General features: G+C 38.0%; 15 protein-coding genes, 2 pseudogenes and 1 other annotated feature. Of the genes and pseudogenes, 1 reads left to right on the top strand and 16 read right to left on the bottom strand.

All coding sequences use genetic code 11. From position 1 onward, the window contains the following. Window positions 1-67: 67 nt before the first annotated feature. The 14 genes and pseudogenes from ileS to typA form a co-directional block, all read right to left on the bottom strand. Entirely contained in the window at window positions 68-2860 is a 2793-nt protein-coding gene (gene ileS, locus HMPREF1654_RS00830; protein ID WP_003078306.1) for an isoleucine--tRNA ligase, read from the bottom strand. 55 nt (window positions 2861-2915) lie between these two features. Beyond that, window positions 2916-3123 (bottom strand) — a binding site (T-box leader). A 2-nt stretch (window positions 3124-3125) separates the two neighbouring features. After that, window positions 3126-3911 (bottom strand): DivIVA domain-containing protein, encoded by a 786-nt coding sequence (locus HMPREF1654_RS00825; protein WP_014829588.1) that lies wholly within the window; start codon window positions 3909-3911, stop codon window positions 3126-3128. Window positions 3912-3920: 9 nt separating this feature from the next. Next, window positions 3921-4712, bottom strand: coding sequence for a YlmH family RNA-binding protein (locus tag HMPREF1654_RS00820; protein ID WP_004234068.1), 792 nt, complete (start codon window positions 4710-4712; stop codon window positions 3921-3923). A gap of 3 nt (window positions 4713-4715) precedes the next feature. Beyond that, window positions 4716-4979 (bottom strand): YggT family protein, encoded by a 264-nt coding sequence (locus HMPREF1654_RS00815; RefSeq protein WP_003033872.1) that lies wholly within the window; start codon window positions 4977-4979, stop codon window positions 4716-4718. A 4-nt stretch (window positions 4980-4983) separates the two neighbouring features. Then, window positions 4984-5349, bottom strand: a pseudogene (locus HMPREF1654_RS00810) (cell division protein SepF); the annotation flags it as partial. A 113-nt stretch (window positions 5350-5462) separates the two neighbouring features. Next, window positions 5463-5529, bottom strand: a pseudogene (locus tag HMPREF1654_RS10345) (cell division protein SepF); the annotation flags it as partial. Window positions 5530-5538: 9 nt separating this feature from the next. Further along, window positions 5539-6210, bottom strand: a complete 672-nt coding sequence (locus HMPREF1654_RS00805) for a YggS family pyridoxal phosphate-dependent enzyme (protein WP_003078377.1) — start codon at window positions 6208-6210, stop codon at window positions 5539-5541. 1 nt (window position 6211) lies between these two features. After that, the gene (gene ftsZ, locus HMPREF1654_RS00800) at window positions 6212-7486 is read right to left on the bottom strand and encodes a cell division protein FtsZ (protein ID WP_003073584.1); all 1275 of its coding nucleotides are present in this window, start codon (window positions 7484-7486) and stop codon (window positions 6212-6214) included. A gap of 17 nt (window positions 7487-7503) precedes the next feature. Next, the gene (gene ftsA, locus HMPREF1654_RS00795; RefSeq protein ID WP_003078418.1) at window positions 7504-8889 is read right to left on the bottom strand and encodes a cell division protein FtsA; all 1386 of its coding nucleotides are present in this window, start codon (window positions 8887-8889) and stop codon (window positions 7504-7506) included. 122 nt (window positions 8890-9011) lie between these two features. Further along, window positions 9012-10061: a cell division protein FtsQ/DivIB gene (locus HMPREF1654_RS00790; protein ID WP_003078310.1), complete on the bottom strand. Its 1050-nt coding sequence runs from the start codon at window positions 10059-10061 to the stop codon at window positions 9012-9014. After that, window positions 10058-11128, bottom strand: coding sequence for a UDP-N-acetylglucosamine--N-acetylmuramyl-(pentapeptide) pyrophosphoryl-undecaprenol N-acetylglucosamine transferase (locus HMPREF1654_RS00785; RefSeq protein WP_003078388.1), 1071 nt, complete (start codon window positions 11126-11128; stop codon window positions 10058-10060). The genes HMPREF1654_RS00790 and HMPREF1654_RS00785 overlap by 4 nt, the downstream gene beginning before the upstream one ends. 1 nt (window position 11129) lies before the next feature. Next, window positions 11130-12482 carry a UDP-N-acetylmuramoyl-L-alanine--D-glutamate ligase gene (gene murD / locus HMPREF1654_RS00780; protein WP_003078253.1) on the bottom strand — a complete coding sequence of 451 codons (1353 nt, stop codon included), beginning with the start codon at window positions 12480-12482 and terminating at the stop codon, window positions 11130-11132. A gap of 73 nt (window positions 12483-12555) precedes the next feature. Continuing rightward, window positions 12556-12840 carry a DUF3165 family protein gene (locus tag HMPREF1654_RS00775; protein ID WP_003073594.1) on the bottom strand — a complete coding sequence of 95 codons (285 nt, stop codon included), beginning with the start codon at window positions 12838-12840 and terminating at the stop codon, window positions 12556-12558. 61 nt (window positions 12841-12901) lie between these two features. Then, window positions 12902-14743 (bottom strand): translational GTPase TypA, encoded by a 1842-nt coding sequence (gene typA / locus HMPREF1654_RS00770; protein ID WP_003078415.1) that lies wholly within the window; start codon window positions 14741-14743, stop codon window positions 12902-12904. A gap of 180 nt (window positions 14744-14923) precedes the next feature. Here typA and HMPREF1654_RS00765 point away from each other — a divergent pair, with 180 nt between their 5' ends. Next, a complete protein-coding gene (locus HMPREF1654_RS00765; RefSeq protein WP_004234062.1) occupies window positions 14924-15649 on the top strand; it encodes a 16S rRNA pseudouridine(516) synthase in 726 nt (241 codons plus the stop codon). A 20-nt stretch (window positions 15650-15669) separates the two neighbouring features. Here the strand turns inward: HMPREF1654_RS00765 and HMPREF1654_RS00760 are convergent, their stop codons facing one another. Both HMPREF1654_RS00760 and HMPREF1654_RS00755 read right to left on the bottom strand, forming a co-directional pair. After that, the gene (locus HMPREF1654_RS00760; protein ID WP_003078427.1) at window positions 15670-16050 is read right to left on the bottom strand and encodes a rhodanese-like domain-containing protein; all 381 of its coding nucleotides are present in this window, start codon (window positions 16048-16050) and stop codon (window positions 15670-15672) included. Further along, complete coding sequence (locus HMPREF1654_RS00755; RefSeq protein WP_003073604.1) at window positions 16044-16268, bottom strand: YqgQ family protein; 225 nt, start codon at window positions 16266-16268, stop codon at window positions 16044-16046. The genes HMPREF1654_RS00760 and HMPREF1654_RS00755 overlap by 7 nt, the downstream gene beginning before the upstream one ends. Window positions 16269-16357: the final 89 nt, after the last annotated feature.

The following is a 16357-nucleotide window of genomic DNA, read 5'->3' as shown; positions in this document are numbered from 1 at the left end:
TGTGCGAAACAGGACAACGAAATCCAGTTTCTATGAGAATCTTGATTTCTGTCCAACTCATTTGTAATTATTTATTTTCAAATCCTTCTGCAAGCACTTGCGCAAAATGTTCTTCAACGATTTCTGCACAGTGGTCACAAATAACCGCATGATAACTGCGTTCTTTGACTGTTTCATCTACTCGACGGCAACGTTCACAAACTTGACCAGCTGCGCGCTCAACCGTAAAAGCTACATCCTCGAAAGCAACCGCATTTTCCGGAGCTATTTCATCTGCAATTGTTAATTCGGAAACAATGAGAAGTTGAGCAACATCACTATTAATCGCTTCAAGCAATGTTCTCACTACTTCATTTGGATAAACCGTTAAATGAGCTTCCAAGGATTTTCCAATAACCTTTTCATTACGTGCTTCTTCCAAAGCTTTCTGAGCTTGACTGCGGAAGTTCATAAAGGTTGTCCAAGTATCCAATAGTTCTTCCTCATTAGGGAAAGTCTGTGCGTCTGGTAATTCTGCTAACTGAACAAACTCTTCTGGCTCGTGATCCAAGTAAGACCAAATTTCTTCTGCTATATGTGGAAGAATAGGAGTCAATAATTTTGTAATGTTTACTAGAATATCATAAAAGACGGTTTGCATTTGACGACGTTCTAATGATTTTGCTGCTTCAATGTAAACAACATCTTTTGCAAAATCAAGATAGAAAGCTGATAAATCAACTGTCACAAAATTTACAATCGCTTTGTAAATATCTAAAAATTCAAAGTCCGCATAAGCTTTACGAATGGTCTTAATAAGTTGATTAAAACGAACAGTCATATATTTATCAACAGATCGAAGATCATCGTAAGCAACAGTATCTTCTTTCGGATTGAAGTCAGATGTATTGGCAATCAAGAAACGGAGGGTATTCCGAATCTTACGGTAAGTTTCAGAAACTTGGCTCAAAATATCCATAGAGATACGAACGTCGTTACTGGAGTCTACACTCGTTACCCAGAGCCGCAAGATTTCCGCACCAAATTGTTTTTCAACATCACTTGGAGCAATCGTGTTGCCGAGAGACTTCGACATTTTCTCGCCTTTACCGTCCAAAGCAAATCCTTGTGAAAGAATTTGTTTGTAAGGGGCTACACCATGGTTGGCAACCGATGTGATAAGTGATGAGTTGAACCAACCACGATACTGGTCTGAACCTTCAAGATACAGGTCAGCAGGATAAGTCAATTCTGGGCGATTCACAACTACGCCATTCCAAGAAGAACCTGAATCAAACCACACATCCATAATATCTGTCTCTTTAGTGAATATACCATTCGGTGATCCTGGATGAATAAATCCTTCTGGAAGTAAGTCTTTTGCTTCCCGTTGCCACCAAACAATCGAACCATGAACAGCGAAAAGTTCTGCCACATGCTCAATCGTTTCTTCTGTCATAATCGGTGTCCCATCCTCCGCATAGAATATTGGAAGTGGCACTCCCCAAGCACGTTGACGAGAGATAACCCAATCGCCACGGTCACGAATCATATTATAGAGACGTACCTTGCCCCATTCAGAATGGAATTTAACCTTTTCAATCTCATCCAAGATTTCTTGACGGAATTTTGATACAGATGCAAACCACTGTGGTACGGCACGCCAGATGATTGGTTTTTTCGTACGCCAGTCAAATGGGTAAGAGTGAGAGATTTCTTCTTGAGCAAGGAGCAAGTCACCAAGTTTCTCAATAACAGTTGGTGCAACCTTGTCATAGAATTGGCCTTCAAAGTCAGGACCAGCATTTTCCATCATGATACCGCGTTCGTTAACAGTGACAAACACTTCCAAGCCGTTGGCAACACCGACATTATAGTCGTCCTCACCAAAGCCTGGTGCTGTATGGACAATACCAGTACCAGAATCTGTTGTAACATGGTCACCAAGGATGACAAGTTCTTCTACTTCAATATCCCACGGGTGTTCCGTCACGATGTGGTTCAACTCTTGGCCACGGTAAGTAGCCAACACTTGAACATCAATCCAGCCAAATTTCTCAGATAAGCTATTTAACAATTCAGACGCTACAATAAACTTGCGAGTTTCACCTGCTGGCTGTACCAAAACATAATCAATATCTGCACCCACTGTCAAACCACGAGAAGCTGTGACAGTGAATGGAGTTGTTGTCCATACGACAATGTAAGTATCTGTGTCTAGAACGCCTTTTCCATCTTTGACTTTGTTGGCGTAGTAAAGTGAAGTTGAAACCAAATCATGGTATTCAATCTCTGCTTCAGCCAGGGCTGATTCAGATGACCAAGACCAGTAAACTGGTTTCGCACCACGATAGATATAGCCTTTTTTCGCCATTTCTCCAAAAACACGAATTTGAGCAGCTTCATAATCTGGAGTCAAGGTAACATATGGATGTTCCCAGTCACCTGAGACGCCTAGGCGTTTGAAATCTTCACGTTGTTTATCCACTTGACTCAGTGCATAATCACGACAAAGCTTTAAATATTCCGCTAAATCCATTTCTTTTCGTTTCACACCTTGTTTTGCCAGGACTTGCTCAATTGGAAGGCCATGAGTATCCCAACCTGGAATGTAAGGTGCATAATAGCCAGACATTGATTTTGAACGCACAATAATATCTTTTGAGATCTTATTCATAGCATGACCAACATGGATATTTCCATTTGCATACGGAGGTCCATCATGAAGTGTGAAATGCGGTTTTCCTTCATTCAATTCTTGACGGCGTTGATACAACTTTGCATCTTCCCATTCTTTTTGCCAAATAGGTTCTTTATTCGGCAAACCAGCACGCATTGGAAAAGCTGTTTTTCCAAGATTAAGAGTTTCCTTTAATTTCATAAGTTCTCCTTTTTCATATTAGTAACATATTAAAATAAAAAAACCACAAATTCATCCAAAGGACGAAAATTCGTGGTACCACCTTCATTCAGATAAAAACAATAGTCCTTATCCCTCTTACTCGTAACGTGAGTCAACCGTTAAATCTTACTATTTTCAGACCTAAGTTTGTAAAATGATAATCCCAACAAAAGGAATTACAGGTCTCTCACCATCACCTGCTCGCTGCGAATATTTTGTCAGTATCTTGTTTTTACTTTTTTTCTTATAAAATATCTACAGGTTCTGTCGAAGTAGCTTCTGAGTTTTCTGTTGAGTTCTCATCATTTGTTAAATGCAAACCCAAAACAGACTCATCTAAGGTTTCAAATGCTTGTGCATCTGTCAATTCACGATTTACTTCTTCAATACGTCTTTGCAATTCTTCCATTTCTTCTGGAGAGAATTGACGTGTCACGTCTGCTTCATCTTCTTCTGGAGTTGTCACGACCTCACCTAAGGCAGACTGAACAACTTCTTTAAAGGCTTCATCGCTTGTCTGCAAATACGTAGCTGTTGGACGAAGAATTTCTTCCCATTCTGAAGAATTCACAATGCTTAGTTGACTTTCAATGGTTGATTTTAACCGTTGATGGAAGACCCGTGTCTTATTCTTCAACTCTTCTGTTTCAATAGCCACTTTCTTAGCATTATCTGTCGCTTGACGAAGAATTTCATTAGCCTTGTATTTTGCTTCATCCAACAAATGTTGGGCTGCTTGTTCAGCCTTGTGAACAATATTTTCAGAACGATCACTCGCCGCTTGTTTGACACGTTCTGCCGTATCTTGCGCAATCAATACAGACTGACTAAGGGAATCCTTCATCTCATCAAAATAGGTTAAGCGTTCTTCTAGATTTTTAATTTTTGACTCTTGTTCATGATTGATACGAACTAGATCTTCATAATCTTGGACAATGATGTCAAGAAATTCATCCACTTCATCAATATCATATCCTCTAAATTTATGAGCAAAAGCTTTATCTTTAATTTCTAATGATGTAATAGCCATTTTTTCTCCTTATTTACTAGATAATAATTCAACAGTCAATTTATGCTTTCCGTTTTTTGAAAAACCATTTTCTCTTAAAACTCTTACTCTCCCATATCCCCGTACACTAATCAAGTCATTTAACACCAAATGATGGCTAGGATTATCCACTATAGAATAATTTACCTTGACTTGCTTTGTTACTATCAGACGAACTGCAACGCTTCGTGATACACGAAATGAGACAGCCACTACCTTATCCAAACGCATACTAGAAACAAGTACATCTATTAGTTTCGAATCTATCTGAGTGGCTATTTGTTGCGAAAAATCAACTTGTTTTAATTTTACAGGTGTTTTTGCTATCTTTGAGATGTGATCAATAAAGAATTGAGTAAATTTCCTATCTACCATCAATTGGGCTCTACCAGAAGCAACAAGAATATCACCAAAAACCTTACGCTCAATTCCTAATTGATTCAATAACGTTCCCATTATCTGCGAGTGGGTCAGCTGGTAAAATTTATTCGCATAATTGATTTCTAATAGATCCATTTCAAAATCACTTAATTGCAACTCATAGTAGAGAGGAGCAATAATAACTTTAGCAAATTCACTTGTATAAAAATCCGAGCTTGAAAATATTTGCAATTGCAAATGATTTCCAAGATTTCGTAAAACCTCAACTTGATGTGGATTTACAAACGAAGTTACTTCAAAAGCATAAGAATCTTCAACTCGCTGCATCTGTTCTAAACTTTTATCAACAAATTCACGATCTTCTTCTATAAAATGTTGATATAAATGTTTTGTATTCTTCATGAATCAAGCTAAAAGCAAAAGGGCATTCAAAATGATGCCGGAAACAAAATTCAGAAGAAAAATAACGACAAGAACTGTCCAATCAATTCCAGCGAACTGTAAGTTAAAACGTTGGAATGGTTTTAAAACAGGCTCCACTATTCGCAAGATCAACTGACCAAATGAAGTTTGATAGGCACCCGGAAACCATGATAAGAGAGCATACACTACTAAAATGAATGAATACAATCTTACTAAATTATAAAGTATATTTACGATCCAAACCATGTTGTTATCTACGCTTCATATCAAAATCAAATTCGCCATTTTGCAAATCATCTGGTAATTTTAAGTCCTCGACATTTACAACGACATTAATTGGCGTTAAGAGATACATTGTACTCGCAACTTTTTTTATGCTTCCCGCAAGCACATAACGAGCACCATCCAAATAATCCAAGCAACGACGAGCTTGCACTTCTGTCATATACTGAAAGTCAATCAAAATACTCTCATTAACAATTAACAAATCAACAATTTCAGTTGTTTCTTCATATTTTCTTGGATAGCGAACATTGATTGTCACTTTATCATCTGAAATTGTTCGATGTTGTGCCAACTCTTGCTGGCGCGCATGAAGACGAGTGATGTTCTCATTTCCTCCTGACTTTGTAGAAGATTGTGCAGAACTACTCGCTGTATGTACTGTTCTTTCTTGGGTAGGTGTTACAGATTGATTGCTCACACGCGGCGGTAACTCTGGCGTTTGAACGCTTGCGTCTTCACCATCTTCTGTAAAGTAATCAATGAATTTATCAAATCTATCTTTAAGAGACATAATACTTTCCTATTTAAAAAATGCGGTACCAATTCTGACAAAAGTCGAACCATTTGCAATGGCTATTGCATAATCGCGGCTCATTCCCATACTTAAATCAGTAAAAGGCATATTGGGTATCTGTTTACGTTGTAATCTTTTTTGTAATTGATTGGCTTGTTGGAAAATAGCATTTAATTCAGCCTCATTCGCTTCAAATGGTGCCATTGTCATCAAACCAACAATCTGAATCTTTTCAAGTTTTTCTAGCTCAGGTAAAATAGTAGCAATTTCCTCTACAGTAAAACCGTGTTTACTAGCTTCTTTGGAAATATTTACTTGTAAAAAGCACTTAATAATATGTTCTGCTCTTTTGTTGATTTCTTGAGCTAATTTTACTGAATCCAAGGCATGGAAATAGTCTACATAGTTAATGACATCTTTCACTTTTCGCCTTTGGAGTGTACCAATTAAGTGCCAAGTTACCTGTTCATCTTTTAGAGCCTGATATTTATCTAGAAACTTATCTACTCGATTTTCACCGATATGATGAATTCCTGCTTTAATCAGTTCTTTAGCAGTAGAGCTGTCAACATATTTGGTGACAGCTATTACTTCTACTGATTTTTCTGAGCGATTAACTTGTTGTGTAATTTGTGCTACATTCTCCAAAATTTGAGATGTATTCTTTTCTAAATCCATTTTAACGGTTTTTAAAGAATGGTGGTGTTTCTAATTCATCGTCATCAGAACTAGTATCTTCATAACGTTCTACAGCTGGTGCAGTATTCGTTTCTGTTGACCGAACAATATTTTCACGACGCAAATCCCAATCACCAAATGCTGAAACTTTTGGGCTTTCTGCTCGTTGATGGCTTGGCTTTGGTACTTCAAGATTTTCGGTCAAGTCAAAGTTGCGATCGTAGCCTTGAGTTCCTCGAGAATTACGATTTTCACGAATTGCAGTTGAATAAGAATTTTGTTGAGCAACTGGACGAACACCACTCACTCGATCAATTTGTTCTTGACGAACACCCGTTGCAACAACTGTTACACGAATTTCATCTTTCATACTGTCATCAATAGATGTTCCTAGCCAGATATTCACACCATGACCAGCTGCTTGATTAACAATTTCTGATGCTTCTTCTGCTTCAATCAGCGTCATATCAATGCCACCCGTAACGTTAATGATGACATCTTCAGCTCCATCAATCGTTGTTTCAAGAAGTGGTGAATAAATAGCCTTACGTGCAGCTTCAATAACACGTTCTTCGCCATTACCAATCCCGATTCCCATAAGAGCATCACCTTTATTTGCCATAACGGTTTTCACGTCGGCAAAATCAAGATTGATAAGTCCCGGACTTGTAATCAAGTCTGTAATTCCTTGTACACCTTGACGAAGGACATTGTCTGCTTCGCTCAAAGCTTCAAGAAGAGGAGTTTTCTTATCAACAATTTCAAGCAAATTATTGTTTGAAATGATAAGAAGCGTATCTACATGCTCACGAAGTTCGTTGATTCCTTCAATCGCAAAGTTACCACGTTTACTTCCTTCAAATCCAAATGGACGAGTAACAACTGCAACAGTCAAAGCGCCAAGACCTTTTGCAATACGAGCAATTACTGGTGCAGCACCTGTACCAGAACCACCACCCATACCAGCAGTGATAAAGACCATATCTGCTCCTGTGAGAGCTTCTGTCAATACTTCTTCGCTCTCTTCAGCTGCCTTACGACCAATTTCAGGCTGCCCGCCAGCACCAAGACCACGAGTCAATTTTGGTCCAAGCTGAATAACCGTTTCTGCTTTCGAGCCAGTAAGAGCTTGTACATCTGTATTGGCAGCGATAAATTCAACACCCGATACCCCTTCATCAATCATCCGGTTAATGGCATTACCACCACCACCACCGATACCAATAACTTTAATCACTGCTCCTTGTGCTGCAGCTGTATCAAATGAAAATGTCATAATGTATTACTTCTCCTTTAATCAAACATATTACCAAGTAGATTTCGAACACGATCTGTCAATTTTTCTTTTGGTTGTTGAGATTGTGCTGGAAGTGGTTCAGGACGTTCAACTTGTTCTTCTGTTTCATCAACCAAAGCCGGAGTTGGTTGTTGCGGTTGAGTAAATCGTTGCAATGGATTGAACGACTGACTTTGTTGCATTGAACGAGAAAATTCAACTGGCTGATGTCGCAGGAGCTCATCCCCATGAACGGCAGCCTGTGCTAGAACATCCACTTCAGATAAGTTTCCTGCATATTCTGACAAGCTAATGACATGAGCAAAAGCTGGATTGCGGATACCGATTTGATTTGGTACGTATAGTTTAACAGGAACACCGAAAACTTCTTGTGCTAATTCTACCACACCTGGCAAAATGGCACCACCACCGATAATAACAATTCCACCTGGCAAATCTAATAAGTGCCTTCTCTCTAAATCTTGTTTGGCTTGTTCGAAGATATGTTTAACGCGTGCTGAAATAATTTCTGCTAAATAACGCTCTGTTACTTCAACTGGCTCCACTTCCCCAATCACTTCCACTTGGAAAGTCTCATTGCTAGCAGCTGGTACATAAACTTCTCCGTAGTTAAACTTCAAACTCTCTGCCAGCTTCTTAGAAGTTTTTAAAACTTTTGAAATGTCTTTTGTGACATATTCGCCACCTTCTTGATAAATGTTTGTGAATTGTAGCTCTTGGTTGCGGACAGAGGCAACAGTTGTTTGCCCCCCACCCATATCAATAACAGTCGCACCAAATTCACGCTCACCTTCATTTAAAACAGACTTGGTCATAGCAAGTGGAGAAATAATAATATTTTCTACCTGAACTCCAGCACGCTCAACTGTTTTTCGTAAATTGTGAAGAATGGTACGTGGTCCTGTATAGAGAAGTCCACGCATTTCTAAACGAATCCCCATCATTCCTCGAGGATCACGAATACCTTGGAAGCCATCTACAATGAATTCTTCAGGAATAAACGTAATGACTTCGCGGTCTGGGGTCATGCTTTTTGTCAAAGCAGATCTTACAACATTTTCAACATCTGCATCTGTAATTTCTTTTGTTTCACTTGTTACAGGAATCATACCTTGCGTTGGTTCAATCTGCAACAAGTTAGCAGGCAAGCCAACGTTCACCAACTTAATTGAAATCCCTGCTTTTTCCTCAGCTTGCGAAATTGCAGATTTTATAGCACTTGCTGCTGCCTCTATATCTACAATGATACCATCTTTTACGCCAGCACTTTTCGCATTACTGACTCCAATTACGTTCAATTCATTGTTTACGTGTTCTGCTACCAAGACCTTAATGGAGCTTGTTCCGATATCTAATCCTGTAAAAAAGCCATCTCTAGCCATTAGACCATTCCTCTCTGTCTACCAAGTTTCTCACTTATCAATTTAACTATCAAAAAAGTATAGTTATTCAAAGCATATTATAACATAAAAAATTAAAAAGTGGTTAGATTTTCTGTATTATTTTAGCTAATTCGATAGCTAAATATTCCAACTTCCATATCCACGACACTTGTTTCCGTCAATTGTGGTTTAATTTTTTCATAGTAAGGTAATTTTTTAGCTACTTCTGACAGCGGAACTAGAACTTTATTTCCATCTGTCATAGTGATTGTCAGCAAATCCTCAGTTGCCTTACTTGGTGTATGCTGAACTGTTTGAATTTCTGATTTAATTGTATCAGAAATACCTGATAATTGTTGCACAAATTTCTTAAGCATCGCTTTATCTGAAAAGTCAAGTCGTATATAACTTTTTGGCAACTGCGATTTCTTAACCGGACTAGAAATTTCTTCCCCGCTAGATAATACTGGGAAATACTGCTCCCCAGAATAATCATAAGCGATAACTCTATACTCTGTCACTTTAATTTTGAATGTAACAGGAAACTGATATACTATTTCTGCTTTTTCAACCCATAAACTCGACAATTTGATATTTTTAGCATGAGCTTTTTGACTCAAATAGGTTGTCAAGGTGTAGTCATTTTTTTGAATGCTAGACGCCGCCAAAACCTCTGTTTTTGAAAGGTGTTTATTTCCCGTCACCTCTATATTTTTCAATTTTGAGTAGGGGCTTATAAAATAAACAGCTAAAATCAGCAAAATAGAACTGAAAAATAAGATTGGAAGAGCGCGGTAAACGTGACGAAGAGCAATTTTTTCTTTTGCTTCACGTTTTGTTTGTTTGTCCTCCGATTTTTCCTCTTTTTTCAAGATCTCGTTTTCAAGAGACTTATCTTGCTCCTCCTCAGAAAACTCTGTCTCAGTAGGTTCTTTCGTTTCCTCTGATCCAGCCTCTTGAATATCAGATGTTTCTTCTGGCTCTGCCTCTTCTTCATCTGTATCTAATTTCTCATAATTCAGCAAACGCTGTTTTTTTTGTTCTACTAGTTCTTTCTCTTTTTCAGCCTCTTCTTGAGCTTTTTTTTCAAGGTATTCCTTGTTTCGTTTTTGCCACTCAGAAAGGTTTTCTGTTCCGGTATCTTTCTGTTCCTTTTGCTTCTTCTTTGTCATTGTTTTCCTTTATTTATGTCGTTATTTAAAAGGTTATAAAATTCATCTAAAGATTTTATTTCATGAGACTGTTTCATTGTTTGCTCATATAATTCCTTCTGTCCAAGCAATTCGGTAATCACTTTTTGCAGATTTTCTAAGTTCAATTTGGGTTCATCTAACTTTTTAGCATAACCTTTTTTCACAAAATAATCTGCATTTTCAATTTGATCTCCACGACTTGCTTCACGTCCTAAAGGAACAATCACATGGAGTTTTGCCATGGCCAACAACTCAAAAATGGTATTCGAGCCACCGCGTGTGATAACGATGTCTGCTAAATTCATCAAAGGTTGATAGAGCTCTGTCACATAGGCAATCCGATAGAGATGATTGGATAATTCATCTAAATGAGCATCTCCTGATAAATTGATAACATTGTAGTGCTGGGTTAATTCTATTTTGTTTTCCGTTACAAAATCATTAAAGACCTTAGCACCAGCCGATCCACCAACAAACAGAAGGGTCGGAAGATTTTCGTCAAAATGTTGCTGAATCCTTTGAAGTTGTTCAGTCGAAACAATTTCTTTTGCTCCTACTTTTGTCACAGCTCCTATATGTTCAATTTTGGTCAAACTATGAACCTGTTCAAAAGTAGAATACATTTTTGTAGCACATCTGTAGGCAATTTTGTTGGCCAGCCCAATAGAGAGGTCAGATTCATGTACATAAACTGGTACCCCAGATAAACGTGCTGCAATGACTGGAGGAACAGAGACAAAACCACCTTTAGAAAAGAGAGCTTGCGGACGTACTGTTAACATAATCCCTAAGGATTGTAAAATACCCCAAGTCACTTTGAAAGCATCCAACATATTTTGCCAAGAAAAATAGCGACGTAATTTCCCTGTTGCTATAGAATGAAATGTGATATCCAAACCCGACTTCTTGATTTCTTGGTATTCAATTCCGTGCTTATCACCAATATAGTGAACTTGCCAGCCGGCTTCTAGAAATTTTGGAATGAGCAAAAGGTTTAGAGTCACATGACCAACCGTTCCTCCACCTGTAAATATAATCTTTTTCATTTTAACCCTTTAATTCTTCAACTGTTTTAATAAACTCATCACCACGAACTTCAAAATTGGGGTACATATCCCAGCTAGCATTTGCTGGACTAAGAAGAACAATATCACCTGTTTGAGCTTCATCAAAAGCTTTTCGTGTTGCATCCTTGATACTTTCGGCATCAATATAGTCAACACCTGCTTTGTCTGCAGCTCTCTTGACGCGCGCTGAAGATTCTCCCAGGATAACCATTTTTTTCAGTCCTTGAATATCTGGTATCAATTCGTCAAATTCATTCCCACGATCTAAACCACCAGCAATCAAGATCACCTTGCTATTCTCAAAACCAGATAGGGCTTTTTGTGTTGCTAGAATATTTGTAGACTTACTATCGTTATAGAATTTAACATGATTGATTTCATCAACATATTGAAGACGGTGTTTGACACCTCCAAAACCTGCCAATGTTTCTTTGATAACTTGATTTTCAATACCACATAATTTCGTAACTGCAATAGTTGCAAGAGCATTTTCAATATTATGACTGCCCGGCACACCAAGCTCATCTGCTGCCATTATCGGCTCACCACGAAATGTCAAGATGTTCCCTTCGAGATATGCACCGTCTACCTCTTCCGTCGTTGAAAAGGGTACAACAGTCGCCTGTGTCTTGGCAGCTAAGTCTTTCGCTAAAGTTTGGTTGAAATTCAATACGAGAAAATCAGATTTTGTCATATTTTTTTGTAAATTCCATTTAGCAGCCACATAATTTTCAAAAGAGCCATGATAATCAATATGAGTTGGCATCAGATTGGTAATTACTGCAATTTCTGGATGAAAAGTTTCAATTCCCATAAGCTGGAAAGAGGATAGTTCCATGACCAAAGTGTCATTTCTTGTTGCAGTTGTTGCAACTTGACTAGCTGGAAAACCAATATTACCAGAACGTAAACCATTTTGTCCAGCAGCGGTTAAAACCTCTGCAATCATCGTGGTTGTTGTTGTTTTCCCATTAGAACCAGTAATCCCTATGATTGGAGCTTCTGAAATCAGATACGCCAGTTCAACTTCAGTTATAACTGGAATTTTCTTTTCCAATGCTCTCACTACCATAGGATTATCATAACGAATGCCAGGGTTTTTTACCATCAACTCAAAGTCTTCGTCCAAAAGTTCTAACGGATGTCCCCCTGTTACAACTTTAATTCCTTCTTCTAAGAGGGATTGTGCCGCAGGGTTTTCCTCAAATGGTTTTCCATCATTCACCGTCACAATCGCTCCCAGCTTATCTAGTAAACGAGCAGCAGATTCACCAGACTTAGCTAAACCTAAAACTAAAACTTTCTTATTTGTAAAATTTGTAATGTGTTTCATAACACGCCTCTTTTTTTATTCTTCTTATCTATTTTACCTTTTTTTCAGAAAATAAAAAAGCCTTTATGGCTTTTTATTCTTGTCTGTTACGAAGTTTTGAGCGAAACGATATTTTTTTATCTTTTTGTGATAATTTTGAAATATCACGTAGCGAAAAATATGCTATACCAATCATTGCAATTCCTATAAAAAATTCAGATGGTAATTGGAAAATCTGAAACACTGCCAACCCCAATAAAATGATAAAAGCTACAAAGGCAATCACTAAAGTTACTATATTTAAAGTTCCTTTAATACTCTGTGGAGCAGCAAAAATGTAAAATAATAGAATGAGAATCCCAAAGATTAAATAAAACATTCTGCTCCTTTCTATCCTATCCACCCTTTGATATATTAGTAACAAAGTAACTAGCTTTTTATTATTCAGCTGATTTTTTCTTTTTAGCAGCTTTAGCACGTTGATTTTTGTCAAGAATTTGTTTTCTCAAGCGAATAGACTCTGGTGTTACTTCCATATATTCGTCATCATTCAAGAATTCGAGCGACTCTTCTAATGTCAAAATACGAGGTGTTTTAATAACTGCTGTTTGATCTTTCGTTGCAGAACGTACATTAGTCATTTGTTTTGCCTTTGTAATATTGACCGTCAAATCATTTTCACGTGAATTTTCACCAATAATCATTCCTTCATAAACTTCTGTACCTGGATTGACAAAAATGGTTCCACGTTCCTCAATAGACATAATTGAATAGGTCGTTGCTTTTCCTGTATCAATCGAAACGAGAGCTCCGCGACGCCGCCCACCAATTTCACCTGGAATCAACGGTAAGTATTGGTCAAAAGTATGGTTCATAATCCCGTAACCACGCGTCATAGAAAGAAACTCAGTTGAGTATCCAATTAAACCACGAGCAGGAACAAGAAAAATCAAACGAGTCTGTCCATTTCCTGTCGATACCATATCTAGCATTTCCCCCTTACGCTCAGATAAGGTTTGAATAACAGAACCTTGATACTCTTCAGGTGTATCAATTTGCACACGCTCAAATGGCTCACATTGTACTCCATCTATTTCTTTGACGATAACTTCTGGACGAGATACTTGCAGCTCATAACCTTCACGACGCATGGTTTCAATCAGGATGGATAAGTGCAATTCCCCACGGCCTGATACAATCCATTTATCTGGCGAGTCAGTCGGATCCACACGAAGCGAAACATCCGTTTGCAATTCAGCCTGCAAGCGTTCTTCAACTTTCCGAGATGTTACCCATTTCCCTTCACGACCAGCAAATGGAGAATTGTTCACCAAGAAAGTCATTTGAAGCGTTGGTTCATCAATATGGAGAATCGGCAATGGTTCTACCACATCCGTCGGAGTAATGGTTTCACCAACAAAAATATCTTCCATACCAGATACTGCAATCAAATCACCCGCTTTGGCTTCGTCAATTTCACGACGTTCTAGCCCAAAGAAACCAAATAGCTTGGTAACACGGAAATTTTTCGTTGTATCGTCTAATTTAGAAAGAGTAACTTGGTCACCAACTTTCACAGTCCCGCGGAAAACACGGCCAATCCCAATCCGCCCTACAAAGTCATTATAATCCAAAAGAGAAACCTGAAATTGGAGGGGCTCATCTGAGTTATCAACTGGTGCTGGGATATGATCAATAATTGTATCAAAAAGTGGCGCCATAGTGTGTTCTTGGTCAGCTGGATCATCTGACATAGAAGATGTCCCATTAATAGCTGAAGCATAAACAACTGGGAAATCTAATTGGTCATCATCAGCACCAAGTTCAATGAAAAGTTCAAGAACTTCATCCACGACTTCCGCTGGACGAGCTGATGGTTTATCAATCTTATTTACTACTACAATTGGTACAAGATCTTGTTCTAAAGCTTTTTTCAACACAAAGCGAGTTTGTGGCATAGTTCCTTCATAAGCATCAACAACTAGAACAACCCCATCAACCATTTTCATGATTCGCTCAACTTCTCCACCAAAGTCCGCGTGTCCTGGCGTATCCATAATATTGATGCGAACACCATTATAGGCAACAGCTGTATTCTTGGCGAGAATGGTAATCCCGCGTTCCTTTTCAAGATCGTTGGAGTCCATTGCTCGTTCTTGCAACTCTTTACGCTCATCCAATGTATGAGATTGCTTAAGCAACTCATCAACCAAGGTTGTTTTCCCGTGGTCAACGTGAGCAATAATAGCGATATTGCGAATGTCTTCTCTTAATTTTATCATTTTGTCCTCTACATCTTATGTTTTATTTCTAACTGAACAATTATATCACAGATTGAGGTAAAAAACACGGTTAAACCAGGTGTAAATGTTTTCATTAAAAAATCAATCTTCTCCAATTTTATTTCCATTTCTTATCACAAAAAATTATGGTATGATAAGAAAAAATTCAAAGGAAATGATATGCGTTTAGATGTTCTATTATCTCGGGTCCACGTCAGCCGTAAAAAAATGAAACAGGCCCTTCTGAAAAAGGAAATTTGGGTGGATCATTCCCCTGCTCGAAAACTTAGTCAAAATGTTGATACTGGCTTGCAGACGATTACAGTAAAGAAACAACCTATCTTCACCAATTCACATCAATATTTTATGATGAATAAGCCACCTGGTGTTGTGACTGCTAACTCTGATAGGAAACACCAAACCGTTCTGGATCTCATCAGACCTGAAGACTTCAATGAACACCTATATTCTGTTGGGCGACTTGATCGAGATACTTCTGGACTATTGTTAATAACCGACAACGGACCTCTCGGTTTTCAACTACTACATCCTCAATACCACATTGCAAAAACATATGAGGTTGAAGTGAACGGTCTCCTAGATAACCAGATGATAAAAGCCTTTCAAAAAGGGATTGTTTTTCTTGATGGAACTATTTGTAAACCAGCTCTACTTACAATTCATTCTTCTACTCCAAACAAAAGTACTGCGACAGTCACTATTTCTGAGGGAAAATTTCATCAAATCAAAAAAATGTTTTTGACTGTCGGTGTCAAAGTTCTTTCTCTTAAACGGACTCATTTCGGAGCTTTTGAATTGGACCAAAACTTAGCAGCAGGAGAATACCGAGCGCTGAACCAAACAGAACTCGAAAAAGTAAAACAATATTTAGAAAAAAGCTATTAAAAGTGAGCAATCCTTTTAGATTACTCACTTTTAACTTTTCCTTTCCAACCATCTAGTCCTGCAGAGAGGATGTAAATATCCTTATAACCTTCCTTTTTCAATAAGATAGCTGCATTCATCACACGTTGTCCCCGACTATTTTCATATAGTAAAACAGCCTTGTCTTTGCGAATCGCTCCTAAGCTTGTTTTTAATTGCTGGGACGGAATATTTCGTGCCCCTAAAATATGTTTGCGACGAAAATCGGTTGGGTCTCGCAAATCAATCAACTGACCTTGCCGAACCCTATTACTGAATTCTGCATTGTCTACCACTTTAGCAGCGCGACGAACGCGCACATAGTTAAAGCCCATCCATCCCAACATTCCAACAATAATTGCTAATAAAATCCAGTTTAACATTTTTTCTCCTCGTTCTTTTTCAAATATTGCAGCTCTATTCGATGCTCTCTTCGTAAGATGCTTTCAGCTTCTAGATAGTCTAGTTTTTCTATCAAGCCTGCATCGTAAATCCTCTCTAGCTCAATTTTCATCATTTCAATATCATACAAGCGTTTACCCATATAGATAATAATGCCAAAACTTTTGAGGTATTGCTGCACATCATAAAGTGTTTTCATGAGCCTTATTTTACCAGAATTTTAAGAGCATTTCAAGGTAAAAAGAAGTCCGTATCTGTCTCATATTTTGATCAGAATAGAAAAAAAGC

This window comes from Streptococcus intermedius SK54 = ATCC 27335, from assembly GCF_000413475.1.
Lineage (GTDB): Bacteria > Bacillota > Bacilli > Lactobacillales > Streptococcaceae > Streptococcus > Streptococcus intermedius.
This window is presented reverse-complemented; position numbering and strand designations above follow the sequence as displayed.